This window comes from Paractinoplanes ferrugineus, assembly GCF_016862195.1.
GTDB classification, from domain to species: domain Bacteria; phylum Actinomycetota; class Actinomycetes; order Mycobacteriales; family Micromonosporaceae; genus Actinoplanes; species Actinoplanes ferrugineus.
In genome coordinates, this window is record NZ_BOMM01000061.1 from 1 (window position 1) to 15912 (window position 15912).

General features: G+C 72.0%; 11 protein-coding genes. 6 read left to right on the forward strand and 5 right to left on the reverse strand.

Annotated elements, in window-relative coordinates; genetic code table 11:
* Window positions 1–332 precede the first annotated feature (332 nt).
* Together Afe05nite_RS34345 and Afe05nite_RS34350 are read right to left on the reverse strand one after the other, a co-directional pair.
* Window positions 333–935: a TetR/AcrR family transcriptional regulator gene (locus tag Afe05nite_RS34345; RefSeq protein ID WP_307835666.1), complete on the reverse strand. Its 603-nt coding sequence runs from the start codon at window positions 933–935 to the stop codon at window positions 333–335.
* A gap of 22 nt (window positions 936–957) precedes the next feature.
* Window positions 958–2547, reverse strand: coding sequence for an MFS transporter (locus Afe05nite_RS34350; protein ID WP_203821461.1), 1590 nt, complete (start codon window positions 2545–2547; stop codon window positions 958–960).
* Between the two features lie 177 nt (window positions 2548–2724).
* On the opposite strand from Afe05nite_RS34350, the gene Afe05nite_RS34355 reads away from it, so the two are divergent.
* Complete coding sequence (locus tag Afe05nite_RS34355; RefSeq protein WP_239118409.1) at window positions 2725–4953, forward strand: putative bifunctional diguanylate cyclase/phosphodiesterase; 2229 nt, start codon at window positions 2725–2727, stop codon at window positions 4951–4953.
* Here Afe05nite_RS34355 and Afe05nite_RS34360 read toward each other — a convergent pair.
* Window positions 4923–6200 (reverse strand): acetyl-CoA C-acetyltransferase, encoded by a 1278-nt coding sequence (locus Afe05nite_RS34360; RefSeq protein ID WP_203821463.1) that lies wholly within the window; start codon window positions 6198–6200, stop codon window positions 4923–4925. The two genes, Afe05nite_RS34355 and Afe05nite_RS34360, sit on opposite strands and share 31 nt — an antisense overlap.
* Before the next feature lie 51 nt (window positions 6201–6251).
* Between Afe05nite_RS34360 and Afe05nite_RS34365 the strand changes: the two genes are divergently transcribed.
* From Afe05nite_RS34365 to Afe05nite_RS34385, 5 genes are read left to right on the forward strand one after another with little or no spacing between them, the layout of a single operon-like run.
* The gene (locus tag Afe05nite_RS34365; protein ID WP_203821464.1) at window positions 6252–7577 is read left to right on the forward strand and encodes a 3-oxoacyl-ACP reductase; all 1326 of its coding nucleotides are present in this window, start codon (window positions 6252–6254) and stop codon (window positions 7575–7577) included.
* Window position 7578: 1 nt separating this feature from the next.
* The gene (locus Afe05nite_RS34370) at window positions 7579–8451 is read left to right on the forward strand and encodes a MaoC family dehydratase (RefSeq protein WP_203821465.1); all 873 of its coding nucleotides are present in this window, start codon (window positions 7579–7581) and stop codon (window positions 8449–8451) included.
* Between the two features lie 49 nt (window positions 8452–8500).
* Window positions 8501–9712: an acyl-CoA dehydrogenase family protein gene (locus Afe05nite_RS34375; protein ID WP_203821466.1), complete on the forward strand. Its 1212-nt coding sequence runs from the start codon at window positions 8501–8503 to the stop codon at window positions 9710–9712.
* A gap of 16 nt (window positions 9713–9728) precedes the next feature.
* The gene (locus Afe05nite_RS34380; RefSeq protein WP_203821467.1) at window positions 9729–11261 is read left to right on the forward strand and encodes an AMP-binding protein; all 1533 of its coding nucleotides are present in this window, start codon (window positions 9729–9731) and stop codon (window positions 11259–11261) included.
* A gap of 37 nt (window positions 11262–11298) precedes the next feature.
* The gene (locus Afe05nite_RS34385) at window positions 11299–12858 is read left to right on the forward strand and encodes a GGDEF domain-containing protein (protein ID WP_203821468.1); all 1560 of its coding nucleotides are present in this window, start codon (window positions 11299–11301) and stop codon (window positions 12856–12858) included.
* Window positions 12859–13557: 699 nt separating this feature from the next.
* Here the strand turns inward: Afe05nite_RS34385 and Afe05nite_RS34390 are convergent.
* Window positions 13558–14385, reverse strand: coding sequence for an endonuclease/exonuclease/phosphatase family protein (locus Afe05nite_RS34390; RefSeq protein ID WP_203821469.1), 828 nt, complete (start codon window positions 14383–14385; stop codon window positions 13558–13560).
* Between the two features lie 121 nt (window positions 14386–14506).
* Window positions 14507–15748, reverse strand: coding sequence for an alpha-amylase family glycosyl hydrolase (locus Afe05nite_RS34395; protein WP_203821470.1), 1242 nt, complete (start codon window positions 15746–15748; stop codon window positions 14507–14509).
* Window positions 15749–15912 lie beyond the last annotated feature (164 nt).

A 15912-nucleotide genomic window follows, 5' to 3' on the forward strand; every position in this document is an offset into this window, starting at 1 on the left:
GTCGGCCGGCGCCGTAAAGATCAGGCCGCGCGCCCTCCGGCATCGTCCGGGATCGGGCCGCGGTCCCGGCCGGCATCGAGGTGCGGGCGCGATCGGGGCCGCGCCTTCGGGGACCGGGCGTGACCTCGGCGTGCACCTGCAGAGATCAGCACGCGCCGACGACGAACAGCGCGGTTCTGCCTGGACCGTCATCGATCGGGCCACCGCTGCCGCGTCGGGCGACCGGTAGAAGCGTGCGCGCAGCCGGGACACAGGCTGCGCGCTGAGGGGGCGGGACGGGGCGGGACGGGGCGGGACGGGACGGGGCAGGACGGGGCGGGGCGGGGCGGGGGTCAGGCTGCGGCGCCGCGGAGGATGGCGTCGATCAGCGTCTCGGCAAAACCGTCGTCGGCGATGTTGGGGTTCCAGTTGAGCATGTGCTGCATCATGCCGGGGCCCTGGATCATCAGGAGGGTGAGCTCGATGTCGAGGTCGGGGCGCAGTTCGCCGGATTGCACGCCGCGGCGCAGGACGGAGCGCATGACGTCGCGGCGGGGTTCGATGACCGCCTGGTACATGTGGTGGAGTTGCTCGTCCTTGAGGAACTCGGGCAGCAGGCAGACGGTCGCCTTGCCGTATTTTTGGGCGCGGCCGGAGCGGTTGGCCTTGACCAGCATGACGAGGTCGTCGCGGACCGATTCGCCGGCGGGGGTCGGCAGGGCGCCCTTCATCGCCGCGACGGCGTCGATGATCAGGGCTTCCTTGTTGGGCCACCGGCGGTAGATGGTGGCCTTGCCGACGCCGGCCTTGGCGGCGACGGCTTCGATGGAGATCGCCGCGACGCTCTGGCCGGAGCTGAGCATCTCGAGCACCGCGTCGAGGATGGCTTCGTCGGCCTGCGCGTTACGGGGCCGCCCAGGAGCCTTGCGCTCCTGGGCGGTCTCGACTGTGTTCATGGAATTCATTGTTACTTACGCGTTACGCCTCGACCAGTTCCACGCCCTGCTCCTCGGCCAGGCCTTCGGCGGAGGTGGGGGCGGGAGCGGTCGCGGGACGCTTGCCGGGCAGCCAGACCAGCGCGACGACCGCGCCGAGCAGGGCGAAGACGACACTGCCGATCGCGGCGTAGTGCATGGCCGTGAGGAAGGCGTCGTTGGCCCCGCTGAGCAGCGCCGGAGCGGCGGAACCGGCCTGCTCGGCCACGCCGTACGCCCCGGAGATGGACTCCTTGGCGACGTCGGCCGCCGCGGCCGGCAGGCCGTCGGTCGCCGAACCCAGGTGGCTGCGGTAGGCCGAGGAGAGGATCGCGCCGAGGACGGCCACGCCGAGGGCGCCACCGAGCTGGCGGATCGTGTTGGAGACGGCCGAACCGACGCCGGCCTTCTCGCGGGGCAGGGCCGCCATGATCGATTCGGTGGCCGACGGCATCACGTTGGCCATGCCGACGCCCATCACGAAGAACGCCGCGCCGACGATCCAGATCGGGGTGTCCGCGCCGATGAACAGCCAGGCGGCGAGGCCGAGGGCGACCAGCAGCAGGCCGACGGTGCTGACCGCCTTGGGGCCGAACCGCTTGACCATCGCGGCGCTGCGCGGGGCGAAGATCATCTGAGCGACCGCGAACGGGACGAACAGCGCGCCCGACGCGAGCGGGCCGTAGCCCCGGACCAGCTGCAGGTAGAAGGCACCGAAGAACATCGCGCCCATGGCCCCGAAGAAGACCAGGCCGATGACGCCGGTGGAGGCGGAGAACTGCTTGTTGGCGAAGAGCTTCACGTCCAGCGACGGCATGGCGACGCGCCGCTCCCAGAGGATGAAGCCGGTCAGCACGAGGACCGAGCCGACCAGGGTGCCCCAGGCCAGGGTGTCGCCGAAGCCGTCCTCGCCGCCCTTGATCACGCCGTAGGTGAGCAGGGACAGACCGATGATCGACAGGATGACGCCGACGAAGTCGATGCGGCCGGGCTTCGGGTCACGCGATTCCGGCACCAGCACGGCGACCAGCACGACGCCGGCGACCACGATCGGCACGTTGATCAGGAAGACCGAGCCCCACCAGAAGTGCTCGAGCAGCAGGCCGCCGACGATCGGGCCGATGGCCACCCCGAGGCCGACCGCGCCGGCCCACACGCCGATGGCGCGGCCGCGCTCCTGCGGCGAGAAGACGTTCGCGATGATCGAGAGGGTGGCCGGCATGACGGCGGCGGCACCGAGACCCATCAGGGCGCGGGCGCCGATCAGCTGGCCGGGGCTCGACGCGTAGGCCGAGATCAGCGACGCGATGCCGAACAGCACCAGGCCGGTGACCAGGGTGATCCGGCGGCCGAGGCGGTCGGCCAGGATGCCGGCCGTGAAGAGCAGGCCGGCGAAGACCAGGGTGTACGAGTTGATGGCCCACTCGAGCTCGCTCTGGGTCGCGCCGAGACCGTGCTCCGGGTCGGCGATCGTCCGCAGCGCGACGTTGAGCACCGTGTTGTCGAGGACGACCACCAGAAGGCTGATGACCAGCACTCCGAGAATTGCCCAGCGCCGGGGGTGCCCGGTCTGGGTGGCGGCGGGAGTGTCCATGTGAAGTTCCCTTTTCATTTTCGAAACGAGACTGTTCCGTATCTGTGGGAGACCCTAGTCCCCGCTCGTTGCAAAACGGAACGTCTCCGTATCGGAATGTGGGGTCCGTCACGCCGCAACCCATCCGCTACCCGCCGGGTCCTGCATCCCCGCCCCGGAGCACCGAACATTCAGAACGTGCTGAAGAGATGGCAGAGCTGGATTCCCACCGGGGGCGGGCTCCGAGACGAGGACTGGGCGCGCCGGCACCGGTTGCTGACCCTGCTGCTCGCCGCGTCGGTGGGCGGCCTGACCATCTTCGGGGCGTTCCGCGACGCGCTGGCCGCCCCGTGGCTGACCACGGTGCTGCTGATGCTCGCGTGCGTGGTGGCGGCGGCCCGGCTGCGGTCGCGGCGGCTCGCGTCGATCGCGGTGGCGGTCGGCCTGAACGTCCTGTGCGGGGGCTTCGTCTCCATGTCCGACGGCCTCACCGAGGCGCACTTCTCGTTCTTCATCGCGGTCGCCGCGCTCGCCCTCTACCGCGACTGGGCGCCGTTCGGCGTGTTCCTGGTCGGCACCACCCTGCATCACGCCGTGTTCGGCACGCTGGTCAGCGAGCACACCTACGACCATGCGGGAGCCGCGCAGCACCCGCTGCTGTGGGCTGCGCTGCACGGCGGCGCGGTGCTGCTGGCGGCCGGGTTCCAGCTGGTGCAGTGGGCGCTGACCGAGGACGAGGAGCGGCGCGCCCAGGAGAACCTGGACGACCGCGAGGCCCAGCTCAGCGTCGCGTTCGACGAGACGCCGGTGCCGATGGCCATGCTGTCGCCGGACGGCCTGCTGCTGCGCACCAACTCCGCCTACCGCGCCCTGATGCGCCTGCCCGACGAGCTGCCCGCGGGCTTCGGCCTCGCCGACCTGCCGGTCACCCCGGTCGGCCACACCATGAGCGAGCTCTTCGACGTCCTGACCAGCGACACCTCGTACAACGCGGTACGCCAGTACCAGCGCACCGACGACGGCGAGATGATCTGGGCGGACACCCACAGCACCTCACTGTTCGACAAGGACGGCCGGCTCAAACTGGTCTTCGTGCACGCCATCGACGTCACCGAGTCCCGCCGCCAGCAGGAGGAACTGCGGCACCGGGTGCGGCACGACTCGCTGACCGGGCTGCTGTCCCGCTCGGCGTTCGAGAGCGACCTCCCGCTGCTGCTCGCCGGCGACACCGCGGCCGTGCTCTACATCGACGTCGACCGCTTCAAGTCGATCAACGACGGCTCCGGGCACGCGGCCGGCGACGACGTGCTCAAGGCCATCGCGGCCCGGCTGTCGGCCCTCGTGCCGGCCGGCTCGCTGATCACCCGGGTCGGCGGCGACGAGTTCATCGTCGCGGTCCCCGGCGGCGCCGAGGCCGGCGCGCAGGTCGGTGAGGCCGCCCTGGCCGCGTTCGCCGAGCCGCTGCCGGTCGACGACAACCTGCTCAACGTCTCGCTCAGCATCGGCCTCGCGATGGCGGCCGACGCCGGCTGCGCCGAGGACGCGGTGCTCGCCGCGGACACCGCGATGTACGCGGCCAAGCGGGCCGGCGGCAACCGCGTCAAGGTCTTCAACCAGCAGATGCGGGTGTCCGTGCAGGAGCGGATCACCGGCGAGAAGATGCTGCGCGAGGCGCTGGCCGGGGACCGGCAGCAGAACCTGCCGGTCTGGTTCCAGCCGATCGTGCGGGCCGAGGACGGCGAGATCGTCGGCGCCGAGGCGCTGGTGCGGATGTGCACCGCCGACGGCACCATCCTCGGGCCGGGGCACTTCATCCCGGCCGCCGAGGAGACCGGCCTGATCGTGCCGCTCGGCGAGCACGTGCTGCGGACGGCACTGAGGTACCTCCAGGAGTGGAGCGACGACCTGCGCTACATCTCGGTGAACGTCAGTCCGCGGCAGCTCGCCGAGGCGGACTTCGTGCCGCTGCTCGCCGACCTGCTCACCGCCTCACCCGAGATCGACCCGCGACGCCTCGTCCTGGAGATCACCGAGACAGCGATGCTCGGCTCGTCGCACGACGTCCGGGAACGGCTCGAGACCATCAAGGCGCTCGGCGTACGGATCGCGCTCGACGACTTCGGCACCGGCTACAGCTCGCTGACGTGGCTGCAGAACATCCCGGCCGATGTGGTCAAGCTCGACCGCTCGTTCGTGGCCGGGCTGTCCAGCGACCCGCGCAAGTCCTCGATCATCCAGGCGGTGCTGTGGATGGCCCGCTCGCTCGGCATGTCGGCGGTCGCCGAGGGCGTCGAGGAGGAGGCCGACCAGCTCGCGCTGCACGCGGCCGGCTGCCCGTTCATCCAGGGCTACCTGTTCGGCAAGCCGGTGCCGCCGGCCGAGTTCAGCGAGCGGCTTCAGCGTTCCAGGATGGCCACCACGCCCTGACCGCCGGCCGCGCACACGGAGATCAGGCCACGGCCCGAGCCCTTGCGCGCGAGCAGTTTGGCCAGGGTCGCGACGATGCGGCCGCCGGTGGCCGCGAACGGGTGGCCGGCGGCCAGCGACGAGCCGTGCACGTTGAGCTTGGCCCGGTCGATCGAGCCGAGCGGGGCGTCGAGGCCGAGCTTCTCCTTGCAGAAGCTCGGCGACTCCCACGCCGCCAGGGTGGCCAGCACCTGCGACGCGAACGCCTCGTGGATCTCGTAGAAGTCGAAGTCCTGCAGACTCAGGCCGTTGCGGGCGAGCAGCCGGGGCACCGCGTAGGCCGGGGCCATCAGCAGCCCCTCCTCGCCGTGCACGAAGTCGACCGCCGCGTCCTCGCCGTCCACGAAATAGGCCTGCACCGGCGCGTGGTGCGCCTCGGCCCACTCCTCGGAGGCGAGCAGAACCGTCGAGGCGCCGTCGGTGAGCGGCGACGAGTTGCCGGCGGTCATCGTGGCGTCCTGCTTGCCGAACACCGGCTTGAGCCGGGCCAGCTTCTCGATGGTGGTGTCGGCCCGCAGGTTCTGATCCCGGGTGAGTCCCTGGAAGGGGGTCACCAGATCATCGAAGAAGCCGCTCTCGTACGCCGCGGCCAGGTTGCGGTGCGACGCGAGGGCCAGCTCGTCCTGCGCCTCGCGGGTGATCTGCCAGCGCCGAGCGGTGATCGCCGCGTGGTCACCCATCGACAGCCCGGTACGCGGCTCGGCGTTACGCGGCACGGCCGGCATGAACGCCTGCTGCGGCCGGATCCGCGCCGCCGCCTTGAGCCGGTCGCCGATCGTACGCGCCCGGTTGAGCGCGAGAAGCGCGCGCCGCATGTCCTCGTTGAGCTGCAGCGGAGCGTCGGAGGTCGTGTCCACCCCGCCGGCCACCCCGGCGTCGATCTGGCCCAGCGCGATCTTGTTGGCGACCAGGATCGCCGCCTCCAGGCCGGTGCCGCAGGCCTGCTGGATGTCGTAGGCCGGGGTGCGCGGGTCGAGCCGGGAACCGAGCACCGTCTCGCGGGTCAGGTTGAAGTCGCGTGAGTGCTTCAGGACGGCGCCCGCGACCACCTCGCCGAGCCGCTCCCCGGCCAGCCCGAACCGCGCGACCAGGCCGTCGAGCGCGGCGGTCAGCATGTCCTGGTTCGAGGCCTCGGCGTACCTGGAGTTGGAGCGGGCGAACGGGATGCGGTTTCCCCCCAGCACGGCGACACGACGCACGTTCTGCACTGCATTCCTCCAACGGGTGGCCATATCGTTACTCGTGAGTAGGCTACGCCCATGGGTGACAGGTACGCGAACTTCGCGAACTCCGGACTGGGTCGCGGCGTGGTCAAACGGCTCGGGCTGCCGGACCCGCCCCGGCTGCGCCGCTTCACGGCGGGCACGCCGCTCACGGACGGGCCGGTGCTGCTCGGCGCGGCCCCCGGCGGCCGGCTCGCCGACCACGTCGGCAAGCTGCTCTCCGCCGTCGGCGTACAGGTCGCGGAGTCGGCCGGGGACGGCGACCGGTTCGGCGCGCTGGTCTTCGACGCCACCGGCATCACCGACTCCACCGGCCTGCGCGCGCTCTACGACTTCTTCCACCCGGCCGCGCGCAGTGGCCGTACCTCGGGCCGGGTGGTTGTTCTCGGCACCCCGCCCGAGTCGGCGGCGAACCCGCGCGAGGCCACCGCGCAGCGGGCGCTCGAAGGCCTCACCCGCAGCATCGGCAAGGAGTTCGGGCGGGGCATCACCAGCCAGCTGGTCTACGTCGAGCCGGGTGGCGAGGGGGCCGTCGAATCCACCCTGCGCTTCCTGCTGAGCGGCCGGTCCGCGTACGTGTCGGGGCAGGTCGTCCGGATCGGCGCGGGCACACCGGGCGTCCCGGCCGACTGGGACCGCCCGCTGGACGGCAAGACCGTGCTGGTCACCGGGGCGGCCCGGGGCATCGGGGCGGCCATCGCGCGGGTCGCCGCCCGGGACGGCGCCGAGGTCATCGCGCTGGACGTGCCGGCCGCCGGGGACGCGCTCGCCTCCGTCGCCAACGACGTGCGCGGGCGGGCGCTGCAGCTCGACCTCACCGCGCCGGACGCGCCGCACCGCCTCGCCGACCTGCTCACCGGCCTCGAAGTCATCGTGCACAACGCCGGCATCACCCGGGACCGGACGATCGCCCGGATGGACGAGGGCGGCTGGGACGCGGTGCTCGACGTCAACCTGTCCAGTCAGGAGCGGATCAACGACCTGCTGCTGGCCCGGGGCCTGATCAACGCCGGTGGCCGGATCATCGGGGTGTCCTCGATGGCGGGCATCGCCGGCAACCGGGGGCAGACCAACTACGCCACCAGCAAGGCCGGCGTGATCGGGCTGGTGCAGTCGATGGCCCCGGTGCTCGCCCCGAAGGGCATCACGATCAACGCGGTGGCGCCCGGTTTCATCGAGACGGCCATGACCGCCAAGATGCCGGTCTTCCTGCGCGAGGCCGGGCGGCGGATGAACAGCCTGGCGCAGGGCGGTCTGCCGGTCGACGTGGCCGAGACGATCGCCTGGCTCGCGTCGCCGGGGTCGGCCACGATCACCGGCAACGTGGTGCGGGTCTGCGGCCAGAGCCTGCTGGGGGCGTGAGTTGGCAGTCGTCGAGGTGACCTCCGCCCCGTCGGGGCTCTACCTGCGGGCGGCGCTGGGTCTGCTGCCGGCCCGGCGACCGTCGGCGCTTGGCGACACCGCCCTCGTCCGGCGGCAGGTCGCCGTCGAGCGGGACCATCTCGCCCGGTACGACCGGGTCTGCGGGTTCGGGCTGACCGACACCCTGCCGCCCACCTATCCGCACGTCCTCGCCTTCCCGCTGGCGATGCGGTTGATGTCGGCCGCGGACTTCCCCGTCCCGGTCGTCGGCGTGGTGCACGTCGCCAACCGGATCACTGTGCTGCGGGACATCGACGCGGGCGAGGTGCTCGACGTGCGCGTGGGTTGCGAGAACCTGCGGCCGCACCGCCGGGGCCGGCAGTTCGACGTGGTCGCCTCGGTCTCCAGCGGCGGCGAGACAGTGTGGCGGGGGGTCTCCACCTACCTGTCCCGCGCTCGCGCCGCAGCCCCGGCCACCGAGCGGCCACCGGCGACCGCCGACGAACGCGAATCCCCGGCGCCGAACGGCGCCGGCGTCCCGGCGGCGCCGACGGCACGCTGGACGGTGCCGGCGGACATCGGCATCCGCTACGCCCAGGTGTCCGGGGACCGCAATCCGATTCACACGTCGCGGATCGGGGCGCGGCTGTTCGGGTTCCCGCGGCCGATCGCGCACGGCATGTGGAGCAAAGCCCGAGCGCTCGCCGCGCTCACCGGACGGCTGCCCGACCGGTACACAGTGGACGTCACGTTCAAGCAGCCCGTCCGGCTGCCGTCGACGATCGGCTTCACCGCCGCCGAGGGCGCGACAGGCTGGGAATTCCGGCTCGACGGCGACAAGCCGCATCTTGCGGGCGTGGTTACGCCACCGTAATGTTACCGGCGAGTAAATTCCGGTTTCGGCCCGAAGGGTGTCCGCGCGCATGGAGTTCTGGCTCGACCTCAACGAGGAACACAACGACCTCCGGGAATGGGTCCACGGCTTCGCGGAAGGGGTCATCCGGCCCGCCGCGGCCGAGTGGGACGAGCGCGAGGAGACGCCCTGGCCGATCCTGCAGGAGGCCGCCAAGATCGGTCTCTACGGGTTCGAGTTCCTGATCAACACCTGGGCCGACCACACCGGACTGAGCCTGCCGCTGGTCAACGAGGAACTGTTCTGGGGCGACGGCGGCATCGGCATGGCGATCTCCGGCACCTCGCTCGCGGTGGCCGCGATCTACGGGTCGGGCACGCCGGACCAACTCGTCGAATGGGTGCCGCAGTGCTTCGGCGACGTGGCCGACCCGAAGGTCGGCGCGTTCTGCTCGACCGAGCCCGAGGCCGGCTCCGACGTCGCCGCGATGAAGACCCGGGCCGTCTACCACGAGGCGACCGACGAGTGGGTGCTCACCGGGCAGAAGGCGTACGCGACCAACGGCGGCATCGCCGAGGTGCACGTCGTCACCGCCTCCGTCGACCCGTCGCTCGGCTCGCGCGGGCAGGCCGCGTTCGTCGTCCCGCCGGGCACCGCCGGGCTGGCCGGCACCCGCAAGCTCAAGAAGCTCGGCCTGCGCGCCTCGCACACCGCCGACGTCTTCCTCGACGACGTCCGCGTGCCGGGGCACTGCCTGCTCGGCGGCAAGGAGGCGCTCGACGAGCGGCTCGCGCGGGCCCGGTCCGGGCAGAAGGCGTCGCGGCAGGCCGCGATGAAGACGTTCGAGCTCTCCCGGCCCGCGGTCGGGGCGCAGGCCATCGGGATCGCCCGCGGCGCCTACGAGTACGCCCTCGAGTACGCCAAGAACCGCGTGCAGTTCGGCCGGCCGATCATCGAGAACCAGGCCGTCGCGTTCGCTCTGGCGGACATGCGTACCGAGATCGACGCCGCCCGCCTGCTGGTGTGGCGGGCCGCCTGGATGGGCCGCAACGACCGGCCGTTCCACGCCGGCGAGGGTTCGATGTCGAAGCTCAAGGCCGGCGAGGTGGCGGTGGCCGTCACCGAGAAGGCGGTGCAGATCCTCGGCGGCGCCGGCTATCTGCGCGAGCACCCGGTCGAGCGGATGTACCGGGACGCCAAGATCTACACCATCTTCGAGGGCACCTCGGAGATCCAGCGCCTCGTCATCTCCCGCGCGATCTCCGGGATGCCCATCCGATGAAGGGGCGCCGCCGCCGATGAACATCACCCCGTTCGTCGTCACCACCATGGCCCGGCGGGGGCTGCTCACGCCGGGCGCGCCGCACCGGGTCGGCCGGCAGTTCACCAGCCTGCACCGATGGGGGTTCGGGCTGGCCGGCGAACTGCGGCAGGCCGCCGTGCGGTCGCCGGACCGCGTCGCGGTCGTCGACGAGACCCGGTCCGTGACCTATGCGGAGCTGCTGGACCGGTCCAGCCGCCTCGCCGTCGCGCTGCCGGTCGGGGCGGGCGACCGGGTCGGGGTGCTGTGCCGCAACTCGGCCGCGATGTTGGAGACCCTGATCGCGGTGACCTCCCTGGGCGCCGACCCGGTCCTGATCAACACGGGTCTGTCGGCCGCGCAGCTCGCGGTGGTCGGCAAGGACCAGGAGCTGTCGCTGATCGTGCACGACGACGAGTTCGCCGCGATCGTCGGCGACCTCCCGGGGGCGATCCCGGCGTCGGCCCTGGCCGCGATGATCAGCGCGGTGCCGCCGCAGGAGCTGGCGCCGCCGGCGCGGACCGGGCGCACCATCGTGCTGACCTCCGGCACCACCGGCCTGCCCAAGGGCGCCCAGCGGCCCACCCCCGGCGGCTTCGGCCCGCTCTGCTCGATCATCGACCGGATCCCGCTGCGGGCCGGCGTGCGCGTGCTGATCGCGGCGCCGCTGTTCCACACCTGGGGCTACGCCGGCATGCAGATCGCCCTGGCCCTGCGCGCGACGATCGTGCTGCGCCGCAAGTTCGAGCCGGCGGCGGCCCTGGCGGCCATGCGCGAACACCGGGTGAGCGCGCTGATCGCCGTACCCGTCATGTTGCAGAGCCTGCTGGAGCTCGGACCGCAGGCCGACCGCCCGGCCCTGCGGATCGCCGCGGTCAGCGGCTCCGCCCTGCCCGGCGGGCTCGCCACCCGGTTCATGGACCGGTTCGGCGACGTGCTCTACAACCTGTACGGCTCGACCGAGGCGTCCTGGGCGTCCATCGCGGCACCGGCCGACCTGCGGGCCGCGCCGGACACCGCCGGCCGGCCCCCGCGCGGCACCGTGATCGCCGTGCTCGACGCCGACGGCGCGCCGGTGCCGACCGGCGAGACCGGGCAGCTGTTCGTCGGCAACGAGATGCTGTTCGAGGGCTACACCAACGGCTCCGGCAAGGAACTGCGGGACGGACTGCTGGCGACCGGCGACCTCGGGCACGTCGACGCGGCGGGCCGGGTCTACATCGACGGACGCGCGGACGACATGATCGTCTCCGGCGGTGAGAACGTCTTCCCCGGCGAGGTCGAGGGCCTGCTGGCGGACCTGCCGCAGGTGCGCGAGGTGGCGGTGGTCGGGGTGCCGGACGACGAGTACGGCCAGCGCCTGGCCGCGTACGTGGTGTTGCGGGAGGCCGCTGTGCTCGACGCCGACGCCATACGCGATCATGTGCGCAGCAACCGGGCCCGTTTCTGTGTGCCGCGCGACATCGTGTTCCTCGCCGCGCTGCCTCGCAACGCCACCGGTAAGGTTCTGAAACGCGAGCTGCGGCATTGACCCCCTTGGAGCGTCGCCTATGCATGGAGCGTCGCCTGTGCAGGGCGCCTCGCGGCAGGCCGCGCGCCTGCTCGAACGGGCGCAGGCCGGTGAGGCCGACGCGGTCCTGACCGAGGTCGACTCGATCCTGCGCGAACCCGGCGGCGACCTGGCCGCGATGCACTTCGTGCGCGTGGTCGTGTTCATCGTGCGCGGTGATCTGCGGGCCGCCCTCGACGCCATCGAGCTCATGCTGCGGGCCGCCGAACGCGAGGGCAGCAAGGGCTGGATGGCCTGCGCGCTGTCCACCCGCGCCTCCGAGCGGATGCGGCTCGGGGAGGAGGACGGCGCCGAGTACGACGTCGACCGTGCCCTGCGTGACCTCACCGCGGCCGAGGCGCAGATGCCCGACGACCGCGACCCGATCGCCGCCGTCAACGCGCGGGTCGGCATCGCCGTCGGCTACCAGCAGCTGCGCCTCTACGAGCTGGCCGGCCCGCAGTTCGAGGCCGCCTACGAGATCAGCGCGGCCGACCCGGCGCAGAACGTCAACCGGGCGATGTGGCTGGCCAACCTCGGCGAGATGCATCTGCACTGGGCGCTCGAGCTCTACCAGGTCGACGAGGTCGCGGCGGCCGAGGAGCACACCGCGCTGGCCGAGTGGTTCGCGCAGCGCGCCGTCGACGAGGGCGACACCTCCTACCGCGATTACGCCCTGCTGATGACGGCCTGCGCCCGCGCGGACCGCAACGACCCGCTGAGCGCCTCCATCGACATCGAGCGCTATCTGCGGATCTGCCAGGATCAAGGGATCAGTCCGGCCGCCATCGCCTACAGCGCCCCGTTCCGCGCGGTCGCCCTCAAGCGGATCGGCCGGCTCGACGAGGCCCTCGCGGTGATGACCGAGGCCGTCGCCTCGCTGCCGGCCGACGCCGGCTGGCTGATCACCGCGGCCACCCAGCGCACCCACCTGGTCATGCTGGAGGCACGCGGCTCCGCCGACGCCTCGATCGGTCTGCGGTACGGCGACACGGTGGCGGCCGCCCTCTGGCGCCAGCGGCAGCACACCCTGCACACGGCCAACACCCTGAAGTCCCTCGAGCTGTTGCGCGCCCAGCACGAACAGGCCACCCGGGCGGCCGACCTCGACCCGCTGACCGGCATCGCCAACCGGCGGGCCTTCGACCGGGCGGTCCGCCGGGCCCAGAAGCTGCGCAACGCGGCCGGCGCCACGGTCACGGTCATGATCATCGACGTCGACCAGTTCAAACGGATAAACGACACCCTCGGCCACCCGGTCGGCGACGTGGCACTGCGGGCGATCGCCCGCGCGCTCTCCGCGGTGGTACGCGACCAGGACCTGATAGCCCGCCTCGGCGGTGACGAGTTCGCCGCGTTGCTGGCCGACGCCGACCCGGCCTTCGGTTCCACCATCGCCGCCCGCATGCTGGCCGCGGTGCGCGAACTGCCGGACTCCCCCGCCACCGTCAGCATCGGCGTCGCCACCGCCCCCGCCGACGAACTGGGTGAGGCCCTGCACCGGGCCGATCAGGCGATGTACGACGCGAAACGCTCCGGCGGCGACGCCGTCCGCGAATTCGTCCCGCTGGCCGACTGAGCCCGCCCGAGCAACGCGGGCGCTGCGCCGGGGAGCCGGCGGGGAGGTCGTCGATCATGGAGCCGGAGGTGCCGGGCCGGATCTCATGGTCGCGGGCGGGTTTCATGATCACGGGCGGGGCGGCGATGACGAGCACGGCGACCGGCGGGCCGCGTGTCGGTAGTGACCCCGCGTCAACCGCCGACGAACTCTCGCCCGCGTCGACGCCCCCGGGCCGCGGTAGGTCCGACAGCGCGGCCGACCGCAGACCGTCCCTGCGACCTCTGCGGGTATCCGGTCGAGGTGGAGGCGATCGATGAGTACGACTGCCCGGTGTGCGGGGGGTCAGCTGGAGATCGGTTCCGCGAGCCTGCGTAGTCGTCGACTCCACAGTCGGGCGGGCCGGCCAGTTTCCGATGCCCGGCCTCGGTATCGGGCAGGGCCGCGTCGGGCAGCCGGTTGCCCCGAAGCGTCGGACCGCCGGCAGCCACGTCCCGGACAGACCTACCCGAGGGTGGCCGGGTCCCGGTCAACGGCCCGCCGGTGCCACCCGGCCCGGCGACAACACCGGGCGAGGCCGGCGCGGTTGACGTAGCGCGTCGGTGCGGGCCCGGCGCCCCGGCGGTCAGCCCCAGGCGCGATCGAGGCCCGGCGGGCGTCGGACAGCTCGGACGGGTGTCCGCGGGTTCAGCCGGCGGCAACGGCGGGGCTTTCGCGGGGCTACCGGAACACGCCCAGATACATGCAGTGGTCGGAGTAGCCGGTGTCCGCGCGGGCCACGCCGGCCGGGGTCAGGAAGCCCGGACTGCCGAACAGGTAATCGATCTTGCGGGGCACCGGGATGAACGTCGACAGCGGGCGCGTGCGGGTGCGGTTGGCCTCGGTGAACGAGGTGTAGAAGCCGTTCAGGGCACTGTCCTGCGGGGTCGAGTTGAGATCACCGCCGAAGATCACCGGGCTGGTGGCGGCGATCGGGGTCAGCCAGTGCCGCAGCGCGGCCAGTTGGGCGGCCAGGTTGGGGCCGCGGGTGGTCGTGTGGGTGGTCACCACGAACACGGTGCGGCGTGGCAGCACCACGGTCGCGCCCAGCACCACACGCCCCTCGGACGCGTCCCGATAGGGGCTGGGCAGGCGGTAGATGACCCGGCTGGCGAACGAGCCGCGGGCCACGATCGCGACGCCGAACGCCGTACCGTGCTTGGTGTCGTCGTTGTCGCACTGACCGCCGCCGGCCTGGCGCGCGAAGGTGGCGCGATAGCCGTACGGCGCCAGCCGCGCCTGCAGCGCCAGGAACTGCGAATAGCAGACCTCCTGGAGCAGGGCCACGGTCGCCCGCAGCCGGTAGATCCGGTAGGCGATGTTGGCGCTCGTCGCGGCGGTCTCCCCACCCCGGCACACGTTGCCGCAGATGTTGAACGTGACCGCCCGCACCGGCATCACCCGGGAGACCGCCGCCGCGGCGGGCATGGCGGCCGCGGGGGCGGCGGTGACGGGCACGAGAGCGGCCACGGCAATCATCGCGGCGAGGGCCAGGCGACGGAATCTCATGCCAGACGCTTCGGCGTGTCCCCGGTGCGAAGCCAGGTAATACCGGTCGCGGTCTGGTTGCCGCCGCGGCCGGGGCGACGGCCGGGCAGGGAGATTCTCATGATGAACCAGTCAACCCGACTTACGGTGCGGAAGCTATCGACCATGCGAGTGACGGCAGGTCCACGGCGCCGGACGGGTCGATCGTGGCGTCGCCGGCCTCGTGACTCCAGGCGGCCGGCGGCAGCTTCGCCGCGACGCGGCGACCGCCGAAATTCAGGGCGACAGCCAGGCGACCCGCTTCCGTCATCAGGGTGTACGCCATGACGCCGTCACCCAGCGTGTGCATCTCGGTCGTTGCCCGCACCAGCCACGGGTGCCGCCGCCGGATGCCGATCAGCTGCTGGTGCAGGTGCTGGATCTCCGAACCGTCCGTGCCCAGGTCGTCCGGAGCGGGCGGGAACTCCGGGCGGATCGCGTCGTCGCCGCCCGCGCGCTCCTGTTTCACCGCCCGCCAGCCGCGCTCGTCACCGGCGTAGACCGACGGGACGCCACCCACCGTGAACAGCACCGCGAGCGCGTGCGGCAGGTGCCGGGGCTCGGTCAGCCGGCTCGCGATCCGGGTCACGTCGTGGTTGCCCACGAAGGTCTGCGGCGCGAACGTCGCCAGCATCTCGTTGTGGCGGGTCAACGCCCACGCCAGCTCGTGCGGATTGGTGTCGTTCAGCGAGCTCCAGATCGCCTTCCACAACTCGTACTGGGTGACGGTGTCGAGGCCACCCTCCACCACGTACGCGGAGTAGTCGCCGTGGATGATCTCGCCGCTGAACCAGACGCCGGGGTGTTTCGCCCGGACCCGATCGGTGACCGTGCGCCAGAACGGGACCGGCACGGCGTAGGCGGCGTCCAGCCGCCACGCGTCGACTCCCCGCGAGGTCCAGTAGTCGAGGACGCCGGCCACCTGGTCGGCCACCGCCGGGTTGGCGTGATTGAGCGTCACCAGATTGCGGTGGCCCTCGAAGACCTGGAAGTCGTCGCCCGCCGGGACGAACCAGTCGGCGGCCCCGGCCCGGAACTGCGGATAGGACCGGCCCACGTGGTTGAAGACGCCGTCGAGCATCACCCGTACACCCCGGGATCTGGCCTTGTCGATGAGCGCGACCAGATCGGCTTCCGTGCCCAGCCGCGGGTCGACCCGGAAATGGTCGGTGGTGTCGTAGCCGTGGGACTCGGCGGCGAACACCGGCCCGAGCATCAGGCCGTTGCAGCCGAGGGTCAGCAGGTGGTCGAGCCAGTCGGCCAGGTCAGGCAGCTTGCGCCGGCCGTTGCCGAGGAAGCCCAGCGGATAGACGTGCCACCAGATCGCATGGTCCGACCAGTTCATCTGGACCAGGGTACGGTGCGGACCGCTTTCCCGGCCTCACGTCCTCGCCTCGCCTTCCTCCCGCCTCGCCTTCCTCCCGCCTCGCCTTCCTCCCACCTCGCCTTCCTCCCACCTCGCCTTCCTCCCACCTCGCCTTCCTCCCACCTCGCCTTCCTCCCACCTCG

Bases quoted from the DNA above. Each gene is read 5' to 3' on its own strand.
- Afe05nite_RS34345 (WP_307835666.1), bottom strand. From the start codon at position 935: ATGAACACAGTCGAGACCGCCCAGGAGCGCAAGGCTCCTGGGCGGCCC.
- Afe05nite_RS34350 (WP_203821461.1), bottom strand. From the start codon at position 2,547: ATGGACACTCCCGCCGCCACCCAGACCGGGCACCCCCGGCGCTGGGCA.
- Afe05nite_RS34365 (WP_203821464.1), top strand. From the start codon at position 6,252: ATGGGTGACAGGTACGCGAACTTCGCGAACTCCGGACTGGGTCGCGGC.
- Afe05nite_RS34375 (WP_203821466.1), top strand. From the start codon at position 8,501: ATGGAGTTCTGGCTCGACCTCAACGAGGAACACAACGACCTCCGGGAA.
- Afe05nite_RS34380 (WP_203821467.1), top strand. From the start codon at position 9,729: ATGAACATCACCCCGTTCGTCGTCACCACCATGGCCCGGCGGGGGCTG.
- Afe05nite_RS34390 (WP_203821469.1), bottom strand. From the start codon at position 14,385: ATGAGATTCCGTCGCCTGGCCCTCGCCGCGATGATTGCCGTGGCCGCT.
- Afe05nite_RS34395 (WP_203821470.1), bottom strand. From the start codon at position 15,748: ATGAACTGGTCGGACCATGCGATCTGGTGGCACGTCTATCCGCTGGGC.